The organism is Blastococcus sp. SYSU D00669, assembly GCF_054050715.1.
In genome coordinates, this window is record NZ_JBJGZV010000035.1 from 36,528 (window position 1) to 58,616 (window position 22,089).

Annotated in this window: 21 protein-coding genes; 12 read left to right on the forward strand and 9 right to left on the reverse strand. The window is 75.1% G+C overall.

The features are described 5' to 3' along the window. Positions 1-127: 127 nt before the first annotated feature. From ACI8AF_RS20995 to ACI8AF_RS21025, 7 genes are all read left to right on the forward strand, one after another. The gene (locus ACI8AF_RS20995; protein ID WP_456541695.1) at positions 128-1,333 is read left to right on the forward strand and encodes a sensor histidine kinase; all 1,206 of its coding nucleotides are present in this window, start codon (positions 128-130) and stop codon (positions 1,331-1,333) included. Positions 1,334-1,347: 14 nt separating this feature from the next. Next, entirely contained in the window at positions 1,348-1,998 is a 651-nt protein-coding gene (locus ACI8AF_RS21000) for a response regulator (protein WP_456541696.1), read from the forward strand. A 43-nt stretch (positions 1,999-2,041) separates the two neighbouring features. After that, positions 2,042-2,836 (forward strand): alpha/beta hydrolase, encoded by a 795-nt coding sequence (locus tag ACI8AF_RS21005; RefSeq protein WP_456541697.1) that lies wholly within the window; start codon positions 2,042-2,044, stop codon positions 2,834-2,836. 134 nt (positions 2,837-2,970) lie between these two features. After that, positions 2,971-3,291, forward strand: coding sequence for a GNAT family N-acetyltransferase (locus ACI8AF_RS21010; RefSeq protein WP_456541698.1), 321 nt, complete (start codon positions 2,971-2,973; stop codon positions 3,289-3,291). Positions 3,292-3,328: 37 nt separating this feature from the next. Continuing rightward, a complete protein-coding gene (locus ACI8AF_RS21015) occupies positions 3,329-4,702 on the forward strand; it encodes a cryptochrome/photolyase family protein (RefSeq protein WP_456541699.1) in 1,374 nt (457 codons plus the stop codon). Then, entirely contained in the window at positions 4,695-5,504 is an 810-nt protein-coding gene (locus tag ACI8AF_RS21020) for an Fpg/Nei family DNA glycosylase (protein WP_456541700.1), read from the forward strand. The genes ACI8AF_RS21015 and ACI8AF_RS21020 overlap by 8 nt, the downstream gene beginning before the upstream one ends. Before the next feature lie 145 nt (positions 5,505-5,649). After that, complete coding sequence (locus ACI8AF_RS21025; protein ID WP_456541701.1) at positions 5,650-6,411, forward strand: hypothetical protein; 762 nt, start codon at positions 5,650-5,652, stop codon at positions 6,409-6,411. Here the strand turns inward: ACI8AF_RS21025 and ACI8AF_RS21030 are convergent. Then, a complete protein-coding gene (locus ACI8AF_RS21030; RefSeq protein ID WP_456541702.1) occupies positions 6,408-6,716 on the reverse strand; it encodes a putative quinol monooxygenase in 309 nt (102 codons plus the stop codon). The genes ACI8AF_RS21025 and ACI8AF_RS21030 overlap by 4 nt on opposite strands. Positions 6,717-6,784: 68 nt before the next feature. Here ACI8AF_RS21030 and ACI8AF_RS21035 point away from each other — a divergent pair, with 68 nt between their 5' ends. Continuing rightward, positions 6,785-8,188 carry an NADP oxidoreductase gene (locus ACI8AF_RS21035; protein ID WP_456541703.1) on the forward strand — a complete coding sequence of 468 codons (1,404 nt, stop codon included), beginning with the start codon at positions 6,785-6,787 and terminating at the stop codon, positions 8,186-8,188. Positions 8,189-8,230: 42 nt separating this feature from the next. Here the strand turns inward: ACI8AF_RS21035 and ACI8AF_RS21040 are convergent, their stop codons facing one another. The 6 genes from ACI8AF_RS21040 to ACI8AF_RS21065 form a co-directional block, all read right to left on the reverse strand. Next, positions 8,231-9,301: an inositol monophosphatase family protein gene (locus tag ACI8AF_RS21040; protein ID WP_456541704.1), complete on the reverse strand. Its 1,071-nt coding sequence runs from the start codon at positions 9,299-9,301 to the stop codon at positions 8,231-8,233. Then, positions 9,294-12,098: a phosphoenolpyruvate carboxylase gene (gene ppc / locus ACI8AF_RS21045; RefSeq protein WP_456541705.1), complete on the reverse strand. Its 2,805-nt coding sequence runs from the start codon at positions 12,096-12,098 to the stop codon at positions 9,294-9,296. Before ppc ends, ACI8AF_RS21040 begins: the two co-directional genes overlap by 8 nt. 58 nt (positions 12,099-12,156) lie before the next feature. Further along, positions 12,157-13,026: a tetratricopeptide repeat protein gene (locus tag ACI8AF_RS21050; protein WP_456541706.1), complete on the reverse strand. Its 870-nt coding sequence runs from the start codon at positions 13,024-13,026 to the stop codon at positions 12,157-12,159. 85 nt (positions 13,027-13,111) lie between these two features. After that, on the reverse strand, positions 13,112-14,089 hold the full coding sequence (locus ACI8AF_RS21055; protein ID WP_456541707.1) for an LLM class F420-dependent oxidoreductase: 978 nt from the start codon (positions 14,087-14,089) through the stop codon (positions 13,112-13,114). Between the two features lie 39 nt (positions 14,090-14,128). Beyond that, entirely contained in the window at positions 14,129-15,316 is a 1,188-nt protein-coding gene (locus tag ACI8AF_RS21060) for an ABC transporter permease (RefSeq protein WP_456541708.1), read from the reverse strand. After that, positions 15,313-16,230 (reverse strand): ABC transporter ATP-binding protein, encoded by a 918-nt coding sequence (locus ACI8AF_RS21065; protein WP_456541709.1) that lies wholly within the window; start codon positions 16,228-16,230, stop codon positions 15,313-15,315. Before ACI8AF_RS21065 ends, ACI8AF_RS21060 begins: the two co-directional genes overlap by 4 nt. Before the next feature lie 87 nt (positions 16,231-16,317). On the opposite strand from ACI8AF_RS21065, the gene ACI8AF_RS21070 reads away from it, so the two are divergent. Beyond that, on the forward strand, positions 16,318-16,980 hold the full coding sequence (locus ACI8AF_RS21070) for a UdgX family uracil-DNA binding protein (protein WP_456541710.1): 663 nt from the start codon (positions 16,318-16,320) through the stop codon (positions 16,978-16,980). 28 nt (positions 16,981-17,008) lie between these two features. Continuing rightward, positions 17,009-17,458, forward strand: a complete 450-nt coding sequence (locus tag ACI8AF_RS21075; RefSeq protein WP_456541711.1) for an organic hydroperoxide resistance protein — start codon at positions 17,009-17,011, stop codon at positions 17,456-17,458. Between the two features lie 113 nt (positions 17,459-17,571). Here ACI8AF_RS21075 and ACI8AF_RS21080 read toward each other — a convergent pair whose 3' ends face one another. Together ACI8AF_RS21080 and pdxH are read right to left on the reverse strand one after the other, a co-directional pair. Continuing rightward, on the reverse strand, positions 17,572-18,885 hold the full coding sequence (locus ACI8AF_RS21080; RefSeq protein ID WP_456541712.1) for an MFS transporter: 1,314 nt from the start codon (positions 18,883-18,885) through the stop codon (positions 17,572-17,574). Continuing rightward, on the reverse strand, positions 18,882-19,529 hold the full coding sequence (pdxH, locus tag ACI8AF_RS21085; protein ID WP_456541713.1) for a pyridoxamine 5'-phosphate oxidase: 648 nt from the start codon (positions 19,527-19,529) through the stop codon (positions 18,882-18,884). The genes ACI8AF_RS21080 and pdxH overlap by 4 nt, the downstream gene beginning before the upstream one ends. A 204-nt stretch (positions 19,530-19,733) precedes the next feature. Between pdxH and ACI8AF_RS21090 the strand changes: the two genes are divergently transcribed. Next, complete coding sequence (locus ACI8AF_RS21090; protein WP_456541714.1) at positions 19,734-20,864, forward strand: citrate synthase 2; 1,131 nt, start codon at positions 19,734-19,736, stop codon at positions 20,862-20,864. Positions 20,865-20,943: 79 nt separating this feature from the next. Beyond that, positions 20,944-22,059, forward strand: coding sequence for a phosphoserine transaminase (serC, locus tag ACI8AF_RS21095; RefSeq protein ID WP_456541715.1), 1,116 nt, complete (start codon positions 20,944-20,946; stop codon positions 22,057-22,059). Positions 22,060-22,089 lie beyond the last annotated feature (30 nt).

Genomic DNA, 22,089 nt, shown 5'->3' on the forward strand with positions numbered 1-22,089 from the left:
ACCCGCGGGGATCTCCCGCGAGGACCTCCTCGGTGGCCAGGAGGGCCGGTCGGATCTGCCGAGCGGCAGATGCCCAGGAGCCGCGCGACGGACGCGAGAGCGCGCCGCGGATCCCTAGCATCTGCCCGTGCCCGGCGATCGGCTGCAGGACCTGCCCACCCGCTGGAGGCGGCTGCCGGTTGGTGTCCGCGACGCCGGGCTGGCGGCCGTCTTCGTCCTGGTGACGCAGGTCGAGCTGGTCGCCCGGGTGGAGCACCTCCAGGGCCCACCGCTGCTGCAGCACCTGCTCATGGCGGTCATCAGCGGGGCAGTCGCGCTCCGCCGCACCCGCCCCCTGGTCGCCGCGGTCGTCGTCGGGTGCGGCATGGCGGCGACGGGCGCGCTGGGGACGGCGCCGTCGGCCGCGGTGTTCCTCGTCTACCTGCTCGTGACCTGCTCGGTGGCCTGGTACGCCCCCTCCCGGCGGACGTCCCTGGCCGGACTGCTCGCCCTCGTGCTCCCGGACGCGGTCGTCTACCCGCTGGCCCACCCGGCGGCCCGGAACGTCGCCGAGATCGTGATCAACGCGGGGATCCCCGTCGCCCTGTGGCTCTTCGCCCGGCTCGGACGCGAGCACCTCGACCGGGCGGTCACCGCGGAACGCGACGTCGCGCAGGAGCGGCTGCGCGTCCTGGAGGAACGGACCCGCCACGCGGAGACGACCGCGGAGGAGCGGCGGCGCATCTCGCGGGAGTGCCACGACGTGATCGGCCACGGGATCACGCTCATGCTGCTCTACACCGAGGCGGCCCAGGCGCGGCTGGACGGCCGCGAACCCGAGGTGTCCCGGGCGCTGGACGTGGTGGCCGAGGCCGGCCGGACGGCCCTGGCGGACGTGCACCAGGTCCTCGAGGTGCTCCGGACCGAGGAAGGGCCCGACGCCGCGGTGGGCGGGCTGGACGAGGTGGACGAGCTCGTCGAGCGGGTCCGCGGCGCCGGCACGCCCGTCGACTGGCGAGCGACCGACCTCCCGCGCGAGCTGCCGGCCACGGTGAGCACCACCGCCTACCGGGTCGTCCAGGAGGCGCTCACGAACGTGCTCCGGCACGCCCCGGGCGCGGCGGTCCGCGTGCGGTTGTGCGGCGACCAGCACGTGGTGCGCGTGGAGGTGACCGACGACGGCGGGGCGGCGCCCGACCGGAACGCTGCGCGGCCGGGCACCACGGGTCTCGGTCTCGTGGGCATCCGGGAACGGGTGGCTCTGCTGGGCGGCGAACTGGACGCCGGCCCGCGCGGCGACCGCCCTGGCTGGCGCGTCACCGCCGCCCTGCCGATCGCCGCCGCACGCCGATGAAAACGATCCTCCTGGTGGACGACGAGGCCCTCGTCCGCGCCGGCCTGCGCATGATCCTCGAGAGCGAGCCCGACCTGCGGGTGGTCGCCGAGGCGGCGGACGGCGCCGAGGCCGTCGCCCTGTGCCGGGCGCACCGCCCCGACGTCGCCCTGCTCGACGTCCGCATGCCCGGCGTGGACGGTCTGCAGGCGGCCCGTCGCATCGCCGCGGATCCGGGGCTGGACACGGCCATCGTCATGCTGACGACGTTCGACTCCGACGAGGCGCTGGTGACGGCGCTGAAGGCCGGCGCGTCGGGGTTCCTCCTGAAGTCCATGCCGCGGGACCGACTGGTCAGCGCGCTGCGGACGGCGACGACGGGCGAGGCGCTGCTCGCACCGGTGATTACACGGCGCCTGCTGGCCGACCTGGTGCAGCGCTCCCCGTCCCCCGCCCGGGCAGATCAACGCCTGGCCGGCCTGACCGACCGGGAGCGCGACGTGCTGGTGCTCGTGGCGCGCGGCCTGTCGAACGCCGAGATCGCCGAGCGCCTGCACCTTGGCACCGGCACCGTCAAGACGCACGTGGCCCGGGTGCTCGCCAAGCTCGGAGTCCGCGGCCGGGTGCAGGCCGTCGTCGTGGCCTACGAAGCGGGCCTCGTGCGCCCGGGGGACGCACCCGGCTGAGCCCGGCGTGCTCAGCAGGTCGGCGTGGGTCAGGGTGGGCGGCATGGCCCTGGTCCGCTGCGACTTCTTCTCCGACGTCCTCGAGCTGAGCACCTCGATGACGGTGGTGCTGCCCCAGTCCACGTCGTCCCAGATCGGCATGACCGGCGCGGCGGGGGCCGGCGACGCCCCGACGCTCTACCTGCTGCACGGCCTGTCGGACGACGACACCATCTGGCTGCGCCGCACCTCGATCGAGCGCTACGCCGCCCCGCTCGGGCTCGCGGTCGTCATGCCGCAGGTGGCGCGCAGCTTCTACACCGACGAGGCGCACGGCAACCGCTACTGGACGTTCCTCTCCGAGGAGCTGCCGGAGATCGCCCGGTCGTTCTTCCGGCTGTCCGACCGCCGCGAGGACACCTTCGTCGCCGGCCTGTCGATGGGCGGCTACGGCGCGGTCAAGTGGGCGCTGCGGCAGCCGGACCGGTTCGCCGCCGCGGCCACGCTGTCCGGCGCCGTCGACGTCGTCGCGCTCGCCGGCCTCGACCACGAGCCGGGCCGCGACCGGCTCTGGCACACCGTCTTCGGCGGCCGGACGACCGAGGGCACCGACGACGACCTGTTCCACCTGCTCGAGCGGGTCGACCCCGCACGTGCCCCGCAGCTCTACGTCGGCTGCGGCACGGAGGACCGGCTGCTGGCGCACAACCAGCGCTTCCTCGACGCCGCGCGCGCCCGCGGCCTCGACGTCACCGCCGACCTGCGCCCGGGCGAGCACGAGTGGGGGTTGTGGGACGCGATGGTCCAGGACGTCCTCGCCTGGCTGCCCCTGCGGGGGCAGGCGCCGACGGTTGGCTGACGCACCCGCGGGGAACACCAGCGACACTTCACGCGTCGGTCTTGGAGATGGCCGGCGTCGGGCCGGGCACGGGATACCGTGCTCCGGCACACCGCTCCGGCAACGGCGCCGGGCGACGGGAGGACGAACGAACGATGGAGACCAGCGTGGTCGACGTCCCCGAGCGGGGGCGCTTCGAGATCCGGCTGGGCGACCGCGTGGTCGGTCTCGCCAGCTATCACGTCGAGAACGGCACGATGACGCTGCCGCACACCGAGGTCGACCCCGCCATGGGCGGCCGCGGCCTCGGGACCGCGCTCGTGGCGGGCGTGCTCGAGGCGGCGCGCGAGCGCGGGCTGCACGTGCTCCCCTACTGCTCCTTCGTCCGGCGCTACATCCAGCAGCACCCCGAGACGGTCGACCTCGTCGCCGAGGACGACCGGCCGCACTTCGGCCTGGAGCCCGCCACCCGCTGATCTGCACGTCGGTTGCGCACCACCTAATCTGGCGCAGGTGCCGACGTCGCTGCTGTGGTTCCGCCGCGACCTGCGGCTCTCCGACCACCCGGCGCTGGCCGCGGCGCGCGACGACGCCGGGCCCGACGGCTCGGTGCTCCCGGTGTTCCTGCTCGACCCGCGGCTGTGGGAGCCCGCCGGGCTGCCCCGCCGGCGGTTCCTCGTCGACTGCCTGGCCGCCCTCGGCGAGTCGCTCGACGGCGCGCTCGTCGTCCGCACCGGCGACCCGGCACGGGTGCTCCCCGCGCTCGTGCGCGAGGTCGGCGCGGCGGCCGTGCACGTCTCGGCCGACGCGGGCCCCTACGGCCGGGCGCGCGACGCCGCGGTCGAGCGGGCGCTCGGCGACGTCCCGCTGGTCCGCACCGGGTCGCCGTACGCGGTGACGCCCGGCCGGATCACCAAGGACGACGGCAGCCCCTACCGCGTCTTCTCCCCCTTCGCCCGCGCCTGGCGGGAGCACGGCTGGCGCGCACCGGCGCCGCGGCCGCGCGGCGTCCCCTGGCAGCGCGGCGTCCTCTCCGACCGGCTGCTCGAGGTGGACGTCGACGGCGTCCGGCTGCCGCCCGCCGGGGAGGCCGCCGCCCGCGCCGCGTGGCGGCAGTTCCGCGACGAGCGGCTGGCCGGCTACGGCGACACCCGCAACCTGCCCGCCACCGACGGCACCAGCCGGCTCTCGGTGCACCTGAAGTACGGCACGGTGCACCCGCGCACGCTCCTGGCCGACCTGGCCGCCGCCGACGACGTCCCGCGCGAGCACGTCCGCCGGTTCACCGACGAGCTGGCCTGGCGCGAGTTCTACGCCGACGTCCTCTGGCACCGCCCCGAGACCGCGCGCCGGGCGTTCGACGAGCGGATGGGCCGGCTGACCTACGACACCGGACCCGACGCCGACGCCCGGTTCGCCGCCTGGGCGGAGGGCCGCACCGGCTACCCGATCGTCGACGCCGGGATGCGCCAGCTGCTCGGCGAGGCCTGGGTGCACAACCGGGTGCGGATGGTGGTCGCCTCGTTCCTCACCAAGGACCTGCACGTCGACTGGTGGCGCGGCGCCCGCCACTTCCTGCGGCATCTGGTCGACGGGGACCTCGCCAGCAACAACCACGGCTGGCAGTGGGTGGCCGGCACGGGGACCGACGCCTCGCCCTACTACCGCGTGTTCAACCCGGTGCGGCAGGGCCAGCAGTTCGACCCGGACGGCGAGTACGTGCGCCGGTGGGTGCCCGAGCTGCGCGACGTCCCGACCCGGTGGGTCCACGAGCCGTGGCGGTCCCCCGACGGCGTCCCGCCCGGCTACCCCGGGCCGATCGTCGACCACGCCGCCGAGCGCGAGGTCGCCCTCGCCCGCTACGAGCAGGTGCGCGCCGGTGCCTGAGGGCCACACCCTGCACCGGCTGGCCCGCCAGCAGACGACGCTGTTCGCCGGCCGCCCCGTGCACGTCACCAGCCCGCAGGGCCGGTTCGCCGCCGGCGCCGCGCTGCTCGACGGGCGCGTGCTCGACCGCGCCACCGCCCACGGCAAGCACCTGTTCGGCCACTTCGGCGGCGACGTGCTGCACGTCCACCTCGGGCTGTACGGCAACTTCACGACCGGCACCGGCAGCCCGCCGGCGGCGCGCGGCGCGCTGCGCATGCGCTGGGTGGCCGACGGCCCCGACGGTCTGGGCGTGTGGACCGACCTGCGCGGCGCCACGGCCTGCGAGGTGCTCACCCGCCCCGAGGTGCGGGCGATCCTCGACCGGCTCGGCCCCGACCCGCTGCGCCGCGGGGCCGACGGGGGGCTCGCCTTCCGGCGGCTCGCGGCCAGCCGGACCGCGGTCGGCGCCCTCCTCATGGACCAGTCCGTGCTCGCCGGCGTGGGCAACGTCTACCGCGCCGAGCTGCTGTTCCGGCACCGGGTCTCCCCGTTCCGCCCGGGCCGCGCGGTCGACGAGGAGCTCTGGGCCCGCATGTGGGCCGACCTGGTGCGGCTCATGCGCGACGGCGTCCGGATCGGCCGGATCGTGACCACGGAGCGGGCCGACCGCGCGCGCCGGAGGGGTGCGGCCGCGCCCGAGGACGCGCACTATGTGTACCGACGCACCGGGTTGCCGTGCCGGATCTGCGGCACCGAGGTGCGCACGGAGGTCATGGTGGGGCGCAACCTCTACTGGTGCCCGGCGTGCCAGGCAGCATGACAGCAGCGTCACCCGGACGGGTCCCCGGAGGTGCTCGGAGCCGTCGATGAGGCGTGCGTGCCGTGTACCTTTCCGCCCGATGAGACGTGCGGTGCGAGCACTGCTCGTCACGGGGGCAGCCGCGGCCGCGATGGCCGTCCTCCCCGTGACGAGCGCTTCCGCCGCGCCCGCGGACGTCCCGGCCGACCTCGGCGTCGACGTCTCCCACCCCCAGTGCGGGGAGGAGCTGCCCCGCGGCCAGGCCTTCGGCGTCGTCGGCGTCAACGGCGGCCTGGCCACCCTGCCCAACCCGTGCCTGGAGGCGCAGCTGGAGTGGGCCGCGCGCTCGACCGGCCGCCTCGAGGCCCAGCCCCCGGTGCAGCTCTACGTCAACACGGCGAACCCGGGCGAGGTCCGCGAGCTGGTGAGCACCTGGCCGGCCTCCGGCGACACGCCGTACGGCGAGTGCGACGGCCGCAACTCCACGGCCTGCTCGTGGCAGTACGGCTGGGAGCGCGCCCGCACGACCGTCACCGAGTTCTTCGCCCCGGCCGCGCAGGGCGCGGGGCTGGCGGACGACCCCGGGGCCTACACCTGGTGGCTCGACGTCGAGGACGCGAACACCTGGCAGTCCGGCTCCCCCGGGGCGCAGGCCCGCAACCGCGCGGCGCTCGAGGGCATGGCCGCCTACCTGCGGACGCGCGGCGGCACGGTCGGCCTCTACGCCGTCCCGCAGCAGTGGCGCGACATCGCCGGCGCGGTCGCCTGGGACAGCACCCTGTACCGGCTGGACAGCTGGCTGCCCGGCGCGGTCTCGCAGGCCGGCGCCGAGCAGAACTGCGCCCAGGCCCCGCTCGCCCCCGGCGGCGAGGTCGTCATGGCCCAGTACGTCGACGACGGCCTGGACCACGACGTCTCCTGCGTCTAGACGGCGCCCTTCCCCGGGTCGCCGGCCGGCACGGCGGTGAACGTCCGCACCTGCGGGGCCCCGGTCAGCCGCCCGGCGAGCGCCGCCCCGAGCTCGGTGAGCGCCGCCGCGGAGCCGTGCACCCGCAGCGCCTCCGGTGACGCCCAGCGCTCGACCACGAGGAACTCGCCCTTCCCCTCGTGCAGGGCGTAGAGCTCGCAGCCGGGTTCGTCGTGCACCTGCGGGACGGCGCGCAGCAGCGCGTCGCGGACGGCGTCCTCCTCGCCCGGGCTCGGCGTGATGGTGGCGACGACGACGACGGACACGGGCGACCTCCGCGGGTGGGACGGCGGGTGGCCTGGTGCGCACCCGCCCGTGGGGTCAGGATGCCAAGGTGACCGACGACGGTGTCGAGGCATCACCCACTCCCGACCGGCCCCTGCGCGTGGCGGTCGTCGGCGCCGGCCCGGCCGGCATCTACGCGGCCGACGCGCTGACCCGGCAGTCCGACGTCCCGGTGGCGGTCGACCTGGTCGACCGGCTGCCGACGCCGTTCGGCCTGGTCCGGCACGGCATCGCCCCCGACCACCCGAAGATGCGGGCCATCCGCGACACCCTGCACCGCTTCCTCGACCACCCGCTGGTGCGCTTCGTGGGCAACGTCGACGTGGGCACCGACATCCCGCTGGCCGACCTGCGCCGGCACGTCGACGCGGTGATCTACACCTACGGCGCCTCGCGCGACCGGCAGCTCGGCATCGACGGCGAGCGGCTGCCCGGCAGCCTCGCCGCCACCGACCTGGTCGCCTGGTACTGCGGCCACCCCGACGCCGACCGCGAGCTGGTCGAGTCGGCGCTGCGCGGCGCCCGCTCCGCCGTCGTCATCGGCGTCGGCAACGTGGCGCTCGACGTCGCCCGGGTGCTCTCCCGCACCCCGGCGGAGCTCGACCCGACCGAGATGCCGCAGCACGTGCTCGACGCGCTCGCCGCCGCGCCGGTGCAGGAGGTGACGATCCTCGGCCGGCGCGGCCCGGCGCAGGCGAGCTTCACCACCCAGGAGCTGCGCGAGCTCGACGGGCTGGCCGGCGCGCAGGTGCTCGTCGACCCCGCCGACCTCGAGCTCGACCCCGACGCCGAGGAGCGCGCCCAGGCCGACCGCGTGATCAGCCGCAACCTGGCGGTGCTGCGCGAGTGGGCCCACCACTCCCCGGACCCCGCCCGCAACCCGCTGCGGCTGCAGTTCTTCAGCCGCCCGGTCCGGCTGCTGGGCACCGACCGGGTCGAGGCGATCGAGATCGAGCGGACGGCCGTCGACGGCGACGGGCGGGCCGTGGGCACCGGGGAGCTCGAGGTGCTGCCGGCCGACCTCGTCGTCCGCTCCGTCGGTTACCGCGGGCTGCCGCTGCCCGGCCTGCCGGTCGACGAGCGCACCGGCACGGTGCCCAACGAGGAGGGCCGCGTGCTGCGCGACGGCGCCCGCTCGCGGGGCGAGTACGTGGCCGGCTGGATCAAACGCGGACCGACCGGCGTGGTCGGCACCAACAAGCACGACGCCCGGGAGACGGTCGCGAGCCTGCTGGCCGACGCCGCCGACGGCACGCTGCGGCCCGGCGGCCCCGTCGACGACCTGGTCGACACCCTGCTGGCCCGCGGGCTGGAACCGGTGCTGCTGGAGGACTGGCGGGCGATCGACGCCGCGGAGGTCGCCCTCGGCGCCACCCGCGGCCGGGCCCGCACGACGCTGCACGAGCGCGAGTCCTTGCTGGCCGCGGTGCGGGAGGCGACGGCGCGAGCCTGAGCGGAGTCCCAGGGGCGCACTTCCCGCGCCGTGGGACTCCGCTCAGCGGAACTCCGCCAGCAGCTTCTCGGCGTCGGCGGGGGTGCCGGCGGCGACGAAGCGGAACAGCTGCTCGGTGTCGGGGCGCAGCCGCAGCTCCGCGCCGTCCGGGGTGAGCGCCACGCCCCCTGCCGCGGCCAGCAGCGCCAGCGCACCGGCGACGTCGTGCACGTGCGTGCCGCCGCGGTCCAGGTCGTGCCAGGCGGCCGCCGAGCCGTCGGCGACCAGGCACAGCTCGACGGCGGTGCAGCCGGTGACCCGCACCCGGCGGGCCGGCCCCGGCACGGTCACCGAGCCCCCGCTGGGCGCCGACGGGACGACGACGGTGGTGCCCGGCCGCGGGCGGACCGGCAGGCCGTCGCGCCAGGCGCCGTGGCCGTCGGTCCACCAGCGGCGGCCCGACGAGAGGTCGACGACGACGCCGGCGATGGCCCGCCCGCCCTGCACCAGCCCGGCGGAGAACGCCCAGGGCGGCAGGCCGGAGAGGAAGTTGCCGGTGCCGTCGAGCGGGTCGAGGACCACCCACGGCGCGTCCTCGTCAACCCGCTGGTCGGTGCGCTCCTCGCTGAGCACCGGCACGCCGAGGGCCTCGAGCACCCGCGCGGCGGCCTGGTGCGCGGCCTCGTCGGCGGCGATCGAGGGGCTGCCGTCGGGCTTGACGCGGTCCTGGCCGGTGCCCCGGGCCAGCGACACCGCCGTCTCCACCCGGGTCGCCGCCAGCGCCGCGAGGTGCACGAACCGGTGGCCCACCGGCACCTGCGGGCCGGCCACCACCACGGGGACGACGCCCCGCCCGCCCGGGCGGTCGCGGACGCGGTCGCAGCCCCACGTCGCCGCCGTCGCCAGCACGGCCGGGGTGTCGGGCCCGATGCCGGCGGCGGCCAGCACCACGGCCTCGGCGACGCCCGCCGGCGTCCACTGCCGCCGCAGCAGCGCCGCCGAGCCGTCGTCGCCGACCAGCACGCGGTAGGCCGGGTCGCTGACCGCCGGCGCCAGCGCGGCCGGGGCGAGGGCCAGCGAGGCCGCGGCACGTGCCAGGTCCGGGCCGCCCGCGGCCGCCCGGTGCTCAGCCACTGTTGCGCAGCGCCGTCGCGATGCCGTTGATGGTCAGCTGGATGTTGCGGCGGGTCAGCTCGTCGTCGTCCCCGCCCCGGCGCCGCCGCAGCATCTCGACCTGCAGGTGGTGCAGGGGCTCGAGGTACGGGAAGCGGTTGCGGATCGAGCGGGCCAGCGACGGGTTGTCGGCCAGCAGACCGTCGTCGCCGGTGACCGCGAGCAGCATCCGGCAGGTGCGCTCGTGCTCGGCGGTGATCTCGTCGAACACCTGGTGCCGCAGCCGCCGGTCGGGCACCAGCTCGGCGTACCGGGCGGCCAGGCCCAGGTCGGTCTTGGCCAGCACCATGCCCATGTTGGACATGATGGTGCGGAAGAACGGCCACCGCCGGTGGAGCTCCCGCAGGCGGGCCAGGCGGTCGTCGTCCCCGTCGACGAACCCCTCCAGCGCGGTGCCGGTGCCGTACCAGCCGGGCAGCATGATCCGCGCCTGCGACCAGCTGAACACCCACGGGATGGCCCGCAGGTCGGTGATCTTGTCGCCGGCCTTGCGCGAGGGCGGGCGGCTGCCGATGTTGAGCTCGGCCAGCTCGCCGATCGGTGTCGCCGCCCGGAACCACTCCACGAAGCCGGGCGTCTCGTGCACCAGCGCCCGGTAGGCGCGCTCCGCGCGGGCGGCGAGGTCGTCGAGCAGCTCGTAGGCCTGCTCGGCGTCGTCCCCCAGCCCCTCGATGTCGAGCAGGGTCGACTCCAGGGTGGCCGCGACCAGCGCCTCGAGGTTGCGGCGGGCCCGGTCGGGCTCGCCGTACTTGGCGGCGATGACCTCGCCCTGCTCGGTGATCCGCAGCTGGCCGGCGACGGACCCCGGCGGTTGCGCCCGGATCGCGTCGTAGCTGGGCCCGCCGCCGCGGCCGACGGTGCCGCCCCGGCCGTGGAACAGCCGCAGCCGGATCCCCTCCCGCCGGGCCACCTCGACCAGGGTCAGCTCGGCCCGGTACAGCGCCCAGTTGGCGGCGAGGTAGCCACCGTCCTTGTTGCTGTCGGAGTAGCCGAGCATCACCTCCTGGACGTCGCCGCGGCCGGCGACCAGCGCGCGGTAGAGCGGCTGCGAGAGGACGGCGGAGAGGGTGCGGCCGGCGTTCTGCAGGTCCTCGATGGTCTCGAACAGCGGCGAGATGCCGACCGGGCAGGTCGGGCCGTCCTCGCCGTCGGGGTCGAGCAGGCCCACCTCCTTGAGCAGGACGGCGACCTCGAGGACGTCGCTGACCGAGTCGCACATGCTGATGACGTAGTTCGGGATCACCCGCGGGCCGAGGAGGGCGATCTGCCCCGCGGCGGCCTCCAGCACGTCGAGCTCGCCGCGGACCCGCTCGGACAGCTGCGCGCCCGGTCGGACGAGCGGACGGCGCAGCCGCAGCTCTCGGGCCAGCAGCGCGACCCGCTCCTCCTCCCCCATGGCCGCGTAGTCGGCGGTCACCCCGGCCCAGGCCAGCAGCTCGGCCACCATCTCCTCGTGGACCTCGGCGTTCTGCCGCATGTCCAGCCCGCAGAGGTGGAAGCCGAACACCTCGACCGCCTCGCGCAGCCGGGCCAGCCGGTCGTCGGCGAGCGCGCCGGCGCCGTGGCTGCGCAGCGAGGCGTCGACGGTGTCGAGGTCGGCGCGCAGCTCGTCGGGACTGTCGTAGGGCGGCAGCTCGACCGTCGGCTCGGGGCCGTGGACGTGCCCGACGGCGCGCCGGGTGGTGGCGACGACGCGGGCGTGGACGCCGTTCAGCGCCCGCCGGTACGGCTCGTCGGCGCGGAACGGGGAGTCGTCGCGGGAGGCCTCGGCGAGGCGGTACAGCTCCCGGGTCGGGGTGACCAGGCGGTCGGACATCGACAGCTCGATGCGCAGCTCGTCGAGCTCGTCGAGGTAGTGGCGCAGCGCCGTCTCGGCCTGGCGGGTGGTGGCCCGCCGGAGCGCCTCGGCGGTGACGAAGGGGTTGCCGTCGCGGTCGCCGCCGATCCAGGAACCGGGCAGCAGCATCGGCCGCTCGAGCAGCCCGGCGTCGGGCCAGCGCTCGTTCAGCGCCGCGCGGAGCTCGGCGTTGATGGCCGGGATGACGTCGAACAGCGACAGCTCGTAGTAGCGCAGCGCCTCGTCGATCTCGTCGGACAGCCGCAGCCGGGACAGCCGCAGGAGCGCCGTCTGCCAGAGGGTGAGCACGGCCCGCCACAGCTTGGCCGACCACTCGTCGTCGACGTCCCCGAGCGCCGTCCGGTCCCGCTCGCGGATCAGGTCGGCGACCTGCCGCTGCACCTGCGAGATCGTCTTGCGCCGGACCTCGGTCGGGTGCGCGGTCACCACGGGGACGACGAGGGCCCCGGCCAGCTCGCGGGCGACGGTGTCGGCGTCGAGGTCGGCCCGGTCGAGCAGCTCGAAGCTGGCGGCGAGGCTGCCCAGCTGAGGGGGCGAGCCCTCGCGCCGGTGGTGGCGCCGGCGCCGCTCGTGGTGGATGTCCTCGGCCAGGTTGGCCAGCAGCGAGAAGTGGCTGAAGGCGCGGATGACGTGGTTGGCGCTGCGGATGTCCAGGCCGGCCAGCCGGGCGGCCAGCTCCTCGCGGTCGACCTCGGAGCGGCGGATCCGGAAGGCCTCGACGCGGGTGGACTCGACCAGCTCGAGCACGTCGGCGCCGGCCTGCTCGCCGATCACCTCGCCGAGGACACGGCCGAGCAGGCGGATGTCGTCCCGCAGCGGGGCGTCATCGGCGCGGTCGTCGGAGGGTCCGGACCCTGCGTGGTGGCGCAGGTCGGCGACGTCGACGGTGGCTTCCGACATGCGCAGGATCATCCCCTGCTCATGTGAACGCCTCATGTCGGAGGCCCCCGCGGGGAGCCTAGGGCGCCAGCGGGCCCTCGAACTGCTCCAGCGCGCGCAGGGCCAGGTCGTCGCCGGCGGCCACGCCGAGGCGGAACTGCTCGACCGCCCCGTCCACGTCGCCGCGCTCGACGAGCAGCAGGCCGAGGTTGTGGTGGCAGTAGACGTCGCCGGCGCGGATGCCGGCGCGGTAGGCCTCCTCCGCCGCCTCCTCGTCGCCCAGCTCGTCGCAGTAGAGGTTGCCCAGCGGCAGCCACGACTCGGTCTCGCCCAGCTTCGCGCCGTGCTCCAGCACGCGGCGGGCCTCGTCGACCCGGCCGGTGTCGCGCAGCAGCCGGCCGAGGTCGGCGCGCGCCGACGGGTAGTGCGGCGCGCCGGCCCGCAGATCGGGCTCCAATGCGGGGTCGAACGAGGTGGCCCAGGTCCAGCTCGCGGCGACGGCGGCGGCGGTCGGGTCGCCGAGCGCGGCGCCCTCCCGCGCGGCGGCCAGCGCCTCCTCGCGCTCGCCCTGCTCGCGCAGGAGGAAGGCCAGCCCGAGCCAGCCGGTGGGGTCGCCGGCCGCGGCCGCCCCGCGGTAGGCCCGCATGGCACCGGCCAGGTCGCCGAGCTCCTCGAGCACCAGGCCGAGGTTGCGCCAGGCGTCGGGCTCGCCCGCGGCCAGCGCGGTCTCGTAGGCGTCGACCGCTTCCTCGCAGCGCCCCTGCGCCGCCAGGGCGTTGCCCAGGTTGAACGACGCGATGGAGTCGCCGAGCTCGGCGGCGCGCCGGAAGCAGGCCTCCGCGTCGCGCTGCCGGCCCGCCTCGGCCAGGTCGCAGCCCAGGTCGATCAGCTCGGCGGGGTCCCCGGAGGCCCGGAGCCGCCGGAGGCGCCGGTCCAGGTCCTCTCGCACGAGCTGATCATCACGGCACACGGGGCCGCGCGGGACTGCTCGGGCGACGGTCTCACCCCTATGGGCGGCTGTTTTCTCGCAGGGATCAGCCGCCGAAGGCCTCGCGCCAGGCCGGCAGGAGGGTCGAGCGGGTCCACTCGAGGTACGGCTGCTGCTCGTCGCCGCCGATCTGCACGAGCGCCAGGTGGGTGAAACCGGCGTCGGCGTAGGCCTTCGCCGCCTCGATCACCGCGTCGACGTCGTCCCCGCACGGGATGCTCTCCGCGACGTCCTCCTCGCGCACGAACTGGCTGGCGGAGTCGAACGCGGTCGGCCCGGGCAGCTCGGCGTTGACCTTCCAGCCGAGGCCGAACCAGCGGAACAGCGAGTGCGCCCGCTTCACCGCGGCGTCGCGGTCGGTGTCGTAGCAGACCGGCATCTGCCCGACCTTCGGCTTCCCGGCGCCGCCGGCGCCCTCGAACATCTCGACCAGCTCGCCCTTGGGCTCGACGGCGATCACCGCGTCGCCGAGCTCGCCGGCGATCCGCGCCGACTGCGGCCCGGAGATGGCGATGCCGATCGGCACCCGCTTCTCCGGCCGGTCCCACAGCTTCGCCGACTCGACGTCGAAGTGCTCGCCGCGGAAGTTGACGTACCCGCCGTCGAAGAGCTCGCGGATCACCCGCACGGCCTCGACGAACATCTCGTGCCGGACGTCGGCGCCGGGCCAGCCGCCGCCCACGACGTGCTCGTTGAGGTTTTCGCCGGCGCCCAGGCCGAGGGTGAACCGGCCGCCCGAGAGGATCTGCAGCGTCGCCGCCTGCTGGGCCACCACCGCCGGGTGGTAGCGGAACGTCGGGCAGGTCACGTAGGTCATCAGCGGGATGCGGCTGGTGGCCTGCGCCGCCGCGCCCAGGGTCACCCAGGCGTTGGGCGAGTGCCCCATCTCGTCGAGCCACGGGAAGTAGTGGTCGCTGCTGACCGCGAAGTCGAAGCCGACGTCCTCGGCGCCGACCACGTGGCCGACGAGGTCGGCCGGTCCGGCCTGCTCGGTCATCATCGTGTAGCCCAGCTGCATCGCCATGCCGCCCGCCTACCCCGCGACCGGCGGCGCGCAACCTGGTCACGCGCGCTCGGACGCCAGCGCCTCCCGCAGCTTGACCCGGCCGCCGGTGCGCAGCAGCGCCCCGGAGTAGACCCGCCCGCCCAGCCGCACGATGAGCGCGATCGCGACCAGCATGAGGACGACGGCCAGGCCGATCTCCCAGGCCGCCGCCTCCCCCGCCGCGGTGCGCACCGGCATCACCAGCGGCGAGAGGCCGGGCACGTAGGAGGTGACCGTGGCCAGGGTGCTCGCCGGGTCGCCGGCGGCCTGGATGGCGATGATGAACCCGGCGACGAGCAGGATCGTCGTCGGCGTCAGCACGCTGCCGAGGTCCTCCTGCCGGCTGACCAGCGACGCGGCCACGGCGAAGACCGACGCGTAGAAGGCGTACCCGAGCACGAACCACAGCACGACCGACACCACCGTGCCGAGCACCTGCCCCGGGACGTCGACGACGTCGAAGGCGAGCGCACCGACGACGCCGACCACCCCGAGGATGACGATCTGCCCGAAGCCGAGCAGACCGAGGCCGAGGATCTTGCCGGCCAGCAGCTGCCAGGGCTTCATCGTGGCCAGCAGCAGCTCGACCACGCGGGAGGCCTTCTCCTCCACGACGCCCTGGGCGACGAACTGGCCGAACATGATGAGCAGGAAGTAGAGGAGCCCGACGCCGACGATCGCCACGACCGTGGCCTGGGTGCGGTCCTCGCCGTCGGCCTGCAGCGCGACGACGTCGACCCGCGGCGGCGGGTCCAGCGTCACGTCCGCCTGCTGGAGCTGGGCGGCGACGGAGACCGCGGCCACCGCGGTCTCCACGAGGGCCTGCGTCTCCCCGCCCTCGGTCTGCACCAGCAGGCGGGGGTCCGCCCCCTCGGGATCGATCACGGCGGCGTCGACGTCGCCGTCGTCGACCGCGCGCCGGGCGGCGTCCTCGTCGGCGAGGGCGCGCACCTCGACGTCGGTGCCGAAGGCCTCGCCCTGCGACACGAGGGCCGGCTCGAGGGTCGCGCTGCTGCCGACGACGCCGATCCTGGTGCTCGACCCGCCGCTGTTGACGACGATCTGGAACGCCATCACGCCGACGACGAGGAGCAGCAGGACGGCGGTGCTGATCAGGAAGCCCTTGTCGCGCAGGCGGGTGGAGATCTCCCGGCCGGCGACCAGCCGCACGAGGGCGGCGCTGCCCAGCCGCTCCGGCCCCGTCACGCGGCCACCTCCTGCCGCTGCGCCGGGTCGGCGACGGCCTCGCGGAACAGCTCGACGAGGCTCGGCTCGCGCCAGGCGAAGTGGGTGACCCGGCCGGTCTTCAGCGCGACGGCCAGCACCTCCTGGTCGTCGGTGCCGCCGGCGAGCTCGAGCAGGGTGTCGCCGGCCTGCTGGGACACCACGCGCACGCCCGGCAGGCCCTCGGCCCAGCCCGGGCCGGCGTCGGGGACGACGACCCGCAGCAGGCGGCCGGCCTCGCGGCGGCGCAGGTCCTCGACGGTGCCGGCGGCGACGATCCGGCCGTGCGCCAGGATGCCGACGGAGTCGCAGAGCCGCTCGACCAGGTCGAGCTGGTGGCTGGAGAACAGCACGGGCACGCCGGCGCGGACCTGTTCGAGCAGCGCCTCGGCGAGGGAGTCGACGCCGACCGGGTCCAGGCCGGAGAAGGGCTCGTCGAGGATGAGGATCTCCGGGCGGCTGACCAGCGCGGCGGCGAGCTGGACGCGCTGCTGGTTGCCCAGCGACAGCTTCTCCACGCGGTCGCCGCGTCGCTCGCCGAGCCCCAGCCGGCCGATCCACTCGTCGCTGGCGCGCGCCGCCGCCGCCGCGTCCAGGCCGTGCAGCCGGGCGAAGTAGGTGACCTGCTCGCCGACCTTCATCTTCGGGTAGAGCCCGCGCTCCTCCGGCATGTAGCCGATGCGCCGGCGCGCGGCCTCGTCCAGCGGGCGGCCGCGCCAGCGCACCTCGCCGGCGTCGGCCCGGGCCAGGCCCATCGCGATCCGCATCGTCGTCGTCTTGCCGGCGCCGTTCGCTCCGCAGAACCCGAACATCGACCCCTCGGGGACGGCGAAGCCGACACCCTGGAGCACGGCATTGGCGCCGTAGCTCTTGTACAGCCCGTCGAACTCGAGCATCGACCTCTCCTGATCGTGCGGACGGCTAACGAGACCGTAGCGGTCCGCCCCCTCGCGCCAGGCGCCGTCCTGCGGTGTCATCAGGGCATGAGCGAGCGCAACGGGATCGCCCAGCCGCCGTCGGGCGTGGGGCTGGAGGGTCTGCGCGCGGCCGCGGCCGGGTGCCGCGCGTGCGAGCTGTGGGAGCCGGCGACGCAGACCGTGTTCGGCGAGGGACCGGAGACCGCGCGGGTGGTGTTCGTCGGCGAGCAGCCCGGTGACCAGGAGGACCGCAAGGGCGAGCCGTTCGTCGGCCCGGCCGGGCGGCTGCTGGACAAGGCGCTGGCCGAGGCCGGCATCGAGCGGCGCGACGTCTACATCACCAACGCGGTCAAGCACTTCCGGTTCACCCCGACGCCGAAGCGGCGCATCCACCAGACGCCGGGGCCGGAGCACCTGCGGGCCTGCCGGCCCTGGCTGGAGTCGGAGTTCGAGGTGCTCCAGCCCGAGGTGGTGGTCTGCCTGGGCGCGACCGCGGCCAAGGCGCTGATCTCGCCGTCCTTCCGGATCACCAAGGAGCGCGGGCAGCTGCTGCCGTGGACCCCGCCCGGGGTGGCCGCCGAGGAGGACGAGGAGGACGCCCCGCACCAGACCTGGATGCTGGCGACCACCCACCCGTCGGCCGTGCTGCGGACGCCGGACGAGTCGCGCGGCGCCGCCTACGACGCGCTGGTCGCCGACCTCAGGGTCGTGGCCGGGGCGCTCGCTTGACCGGGTGCTGAGCGGGTACCCGCCCGCCATGCAGCGGCTCTACACCGCAGAAGCGACCGCGTACGGCGCCCGGCACGGGGCGGTGGTGAGCTCCGACGACCGGCTCGACCTCAAGCTGTCGCGGCCGGCCGCGATGGGCGGTGACGACGGGCCCGGCACCAATCCCGAGCAGCTCTTCGCCGCCGGGTACGCGGCCTGCTTCCACAGCGCGATGCGCTTCGCCGTCCGGGAGGTGGGGCTCTCCCCCGCGGCCCTGGAGGGTTCGCGCGTCACCGCGCGGGTGCACTTCCTCAAGACGCCGCCGATGGAGTTCGGTCTCGCCGTCGAGCTGGAGCTGCACGCGCCCGGCATCGACGCCGAGCGGGCCTACGAGGTCATGGAGCTGACCCACCAGATCTGCCCCTACTCCAAGGCCACCGACGGCAACGTCGAGGTCGAGCTGCTGGTCGCGCAGACCGCCCCCACCGACGCCGACTGAGCACCGCAGGGGATGTTCGTGCGACCACGTCCGACCCGACGGTGGTGTGCGTGCTCGGCGCACTTCCGCGCCGGGAGCGCGCCGGATCCGCACACCGCTCCACCGGCCGGTGATCAGCGGGCGGAGCGGGAGGCGCGGAACAACCAGAACGACGGGACGACGAGCGCGACCACGACCATCGCCAGGACGACGACGACCCCGCCGGACACCATCGCCACGGTCACCGAGGTGGCGCTGGCCAGCGCACCGGCGCGCAGGTCGCCGAGCCGCGGCCCGCCGGCCACGACGACGATGAAGACGCCCTGCATGCGCCCGCGCATGTCCTCCGGCGCGGCCAGCTGCAGCATCGACGTGCGCAGCACGGCGCTGACCATGTCGGCGCCGCCGGCGATGGCCAGGAAGACCACGGCCACCCACAGCGCCGGCGCGAAGCCGAACCCGATGATCGCCAGCCCCCAGGCGACGATCGCCCCGAGCACCACCGCGCCCTGCCGGTCGACGCGGGCCACCCAGCCCGACGTCAGGCCCATCACCAGCGCACCGATCGAGACGCCGGCGAACAGCCAGCCGAGGCTGTTGGGCGAGTCGAGGAACCGGGTCTCCGCCAGCTCGGGGAACACCGCCTGCGGCCAGGCGAAGAGCATCGCGATGATGTCGACGACGAAGGTCATCAGCAGCACCGGCTGGGTGCGCAGGAAGACGAAGCCCTCCCAGACGCCGCGCACCGCGCTGCCCAGGCGCAGCGGCCCGGCCGCGCCCCCCGGCGGCAGCGCCGGCAGCCCGCGCAGCAGCAGGACCGCCACCAGGAACCCGAGCGCGTCGACGGCGTAGGTGATGAACAGCTCGCCCACGCCGATGAGCACGCCGGCCAGCAGGGGGCCGACGATGACGCCGACCTGCCGCACGGTCATCGCCAGCGCGTTGGCCCCGGCGACGCCCTCCGGCCCCACCAGCGCGGGGATCACCGCGCCGCGCGCCGGCTGGTTGACCGCGGCGAAGCCCGAGACCGCGGCGGTCAGCACCCACAGCACCACCAGGTTGCCGCCGCCGGGCAGCAGCGCCTGCACCGCGAGCAGCGCGCTGGTGACCGCGGCGCCGACCGAGGTGACCAGCATCAGCTTCCTGCGGTCCATGGCGTCGGCGATGGCGCCGCCGAGCAACCCGAAGACGACCAGCGGCACCAGCGCCACGACCGACGTGACGCCGACCAGCAGCGACGAGCCGGTCAGCTGGAAGACCTGGTACGGGACGGCGACCAGCGTCATCTGCTGGCCGAGCATCGTCGCCGCCGTCCCCCAGAACAGCCGCCGGTAGGCCGGGTTGCGCAGCGGCGTGGTGTCGACCGCCCACGCCCGCGGCCTGCGGGGTTCGGCGACGGGTTCGGCGACCTTGCCGGCCCCCTCGACGGGATCGACTGGTGCGCTCACGGGGCGAGCCGCTGGACGATCCAGCCGCCGCCCTCGGCGTCGTCGCGCACGAACCGGAGCCGGTCGTGCAGCCGGTCGGCCCCGCCCTGCCAGAACTCCACGCGCTCGGGGACGACGCGGTAGCCGCCCCACACCGGCGGCCGGGGCACCGGCCCCTCCCCCGTCTCCTCGTCGAGCAGCTGCACCCGCTCGGCCAGCTCCTCCCGGGAGTCGACGACGGTCGACTGCACCGAGGCCACCGCGGCCAGCTGGGCGCCGCGCGGGCGCGGGTTCCACAGGTCGTCCGAGGCGGCGTCGCCCACCCGCTCGACCCGGCCGGCGACGCGGACCTGCCGCTGGATCGCGTGCCACGGGAAGACCAGCGCCGCCCGCGGGTTGGCCGCCAGCTGGGCGCCCTTCGTCGAGGCGTAGCTGGTGACGAAGACGAACCCGAACTCGTCGTAGCCCTTCATCAGGACGGTGCGGGCGTCGGGGGCGCCGTCGGCGTCGGCGGTGGCGACCACCATCGCGTTGGGCTCGGGGAGCTCGGCGGCCACGGCGTCGGCGAACCAGCGGTCGAACTGCTCGACCCAGCTCGCCGCCAGGTCCTCCTCGCGCAGGCCGCGCCCGCCGTAGTCGCGGCGCATGCGGGAGAGATCGGGCACGCAGCCATGCTGTCACCGCCCCGGCCCGGGCGCCGTCGCGGAGCGGGGAACCACCCCCGTGAGGGCCCTCACACCGGCGCCCGACCGGGGGACACTGTGACCAGGGTCGGCTGTCGGCGGTCCCCGGGCACCGCCTAGGGTCCACCCAGTCGTGCGCGCATTCTCGTGCACGCACAGGTTTTCGCGCGCAGAGGAGCATGCGAGATGGCCGACGACTTCGTACCCGGTCTGGAAGGCGTCATCGCCTTCGAGACGGAGATCGCCGAACCGGACAAGGACGGCGGCGCCCTGCGCTACCGCGGCGTCGACATCGAGGACCTGGTCGGGAAGATCACCTTCGGCAACGTGTGGGCGCTGCTGGTCGACGGCAAGTTCGGCCCCGGCCTGCCGCCCGCCGAGCCGTTCCCCATCCCCGTGCACACCGGCGACGTGCGCGTCGACGTCCAGGCCGCGCTGGCGATGCTGACCCCGATCTGGGGCTACAAGCCGCTGCTGGACATCAGCGCCGAGGAGGCCCGCGAAGAGCTCGCCCGGGCGGCCGTCATGGCGCTGTCCTACGTGGCGCAGTCCGCCCGCGGCATCGGCGTGCCCGCCGTGCCCCAGCGCCGCATCGACGAGTGCAACACGATCGTCGAGCGGTTCATGACCCGCTGGCGGGGCGAGCCCGACCCCCGCCACGTCGCCGCCGTCGACGCCTACTGGACCTCGGCGGCCGAGCACGGCATGAACGCCTCCACGTTCACCGCCCGGGTGATCGCCTCCACCGGCGCCGACGTCGCCGCCTCCCTCTCCGGCGCCATCGGCGCGATGTCCGGCCCGCTGCACGGCGGCGCGCCCTCCCGGGTGCTGCACATGCTCGACGGCGTCGAGGAGAGCGGGGACGCGGAGAAGTACGTCAAGGACCTGCTGGACCGCAAGGAACGGCTCATGGGCTTCGGCCACCGGGTCTACCGGGCCGAGGACCCGCGCGCCCGCGTGCTGCGCAAGGCCGCCCAGGAGCTCGGCGCCCCGCGCTTCGACGCCGCGCTGGCGCTGGAGCAGGCCGCGCTCAAGGAGCTCCGCGAGCGCCGTCCCGACCGGCCGATCGAGACCAACGTGGAGTTCTGGGCGGCGATCGTCCTCGACTTCGCCGAGGTGCCCGCCCACATGTTCACCTCGATGTTCACCTGTGCCCGCACCGCCGGCTGGTGCGCGCACATCCTCGAGCAGAAGAACACCGGTCGCCTCGTGCGCCCGTCGGCCCGCTACATCGGCCCGGAGCCCCGCCGGCCCGAGGAGGTCGAGGGCTTCGACTCGATCACCACCAAGTCCGTGAGCGCCGCCGCCCCCGCCTGACAAAGGACCCCGTCCTCCCCACCCTTCGCACGCTCGGGATGGGGGACGGGGCCACGACTCCGAGAGGCCCTCACGCTCGATGACCATCCAGATCCCCGCCGAGCTCCTGCCCGCCGACGGACGGTTCGGCTGCGGCCCGTCCAAGGTCCGCCCCGAGGCGCTGCAGGCGCTGGCCACCGACGGCGCCGCGCTGATGGGGACCTCGCACCGGCAGGCGCCGGTGAAGAACCTGGTCAAGCAGGTCCGCGAGGGGCTGACCGCGCTGTTCGACCTGCCCGAGGGCTACGAGGTCGTCCTGGGCAACGGCGGGACGACGGCGTTCTGGGACGCCGCGGTCTTCGGCCTGATCCGCGACCGCAGCGCGTTCGGCACCTACGGCGAGTTCTCGGCCAAGTTCGCCTCGGCGGCGGCCGAGGCGCCGTTCCTGGCCGACCCGGTGATCGCCAGGGGTGAGCCCGGGTCGCTGGCCCTGCCCAAGGCGGAGGCGGGGATCGACGTCTACGGCTGGGCGCACAACGAGACCTCGACCGGCGTGATGGCGCCCGTCGTCCGCCCGGCCGACGCCGACGACGACGCCCTGGTGCTCGTCGACGCCACCAGCGCCGCCGGTGGGCTGCCGGTCGACGTCGCCCAGACCGACGTCTACTACTTCGCGCCGCAGAAGAACTTCGGCGGCGACGGCGGGCTGTGGATCGCGCTCATGTCGCCCGCGGCGCTGCAGCGGGTGGCCGAGATCAAGGCCTCGGGCCGCTGGATCCCCGGCTTCCTCGACCTGTCGATCGCCGTCGACAACTCGGGCAAGGACCAGACCTACAACACCCCGGCCGTCGCCACGCTGTTCCTGCTGGCCGACCAGGTCCGGTGGCTGCTCGGCCTGGGCGGGCTGTCGGGCGCGGTGGAGCGCACGCGGGAGTCGTCGAGCCGGCTCTACCGGTGGGCGGAGGCCAAGGACTACGCGACGCCGTTCGTGGCCGACCCCGACGAGCGCTCCTTCGTCGTCGGCACGGTCGACTTCGCCGAGGGCGTCGACGCCGCCGCGATCGCGAAGACGCTGCGGGCCAACGGCGTCGTCGACGTGGAGCCCTACCGCAAGCTCGGTCGCAACCAGCTGCGCGTGGGCATGTTCCCCGCCGTCGACCCCGACGACGTCAGCGCGCTGACCGCCTGCATCGACCACGTCGTCGAGCGCCTGTAGGTGCTTCGTCGCGATCGAGCACGCGTGCTC

Excerpts from the sequence above, each read along its gene's own strand:
- ACI8AF_RS21005 (WP_456541697.1), top strand. The coding sequence starts at position 2,042 with ATGGCCCTGGTCCGCTGCGACTTCTTCTCCGACGTCCTCGAGCTGAGC.
- serC (WP_456541715.1), top strand. The coding sequence starts at position 20,944 with ATGACCATCCAGATCCCCGCCGAGCTCCTGCCCGCCGACGGACGGTTC.
- ACI8AF_RS21075 (WP_456541711.1), top strand. The coding sequence starts at position 17,009 with ATGCAGCGGCTCTACACCGCAGAAGCGACCGCGTACGGCGCCCGGCAC.
- ACI8AF_RS21070 (WP_456541710.1), top strand. The coding sequence starts at position 16,318 with ATGAGCGAGCGCAACGGGATCGCCCAGCCGCCGTCGGGCGTGGGGCTG.
- ACI8AF_RS21010 (WP_456541698.1), top strand. The coding sequence starts at position 2,971 with ATGGAGACCAGCGTGGTCGACGTCCCCGAGCGGGGGCGCTTCGAGATC.
- ppc (WP_456541705.1), bottom strand. The coding sequence starts at position 12,098 with ATGTCGGAAGCCACCGTCGACGTCGCCGACCTGCGCCACCACGCAGGG.
- ACI8AF_RS21090 (WP_456541714.1), top strand. The coding sequence starts at position 19,734 with ATGGCCGACGACTTCGTACCCGGTCTGGAAGGCGTCATCGCCTTCGAG.
- ACI8AF_RS21065 (WP_456541709.1), bottom strand. The coding sequence starts at position 16,230 with ATGCTCGAGTTCGACGGGCTGTACAAGAGCTACGGCGCCAATGCCGTG.
- ACI8AF_RS21055 (WP_456541707.1), bottom strand. The coding sequence starts at position 14,089 with ATGGCGATGCAGCTGGGCTACACGATGATGACCGAGCAGGCCGGACCG.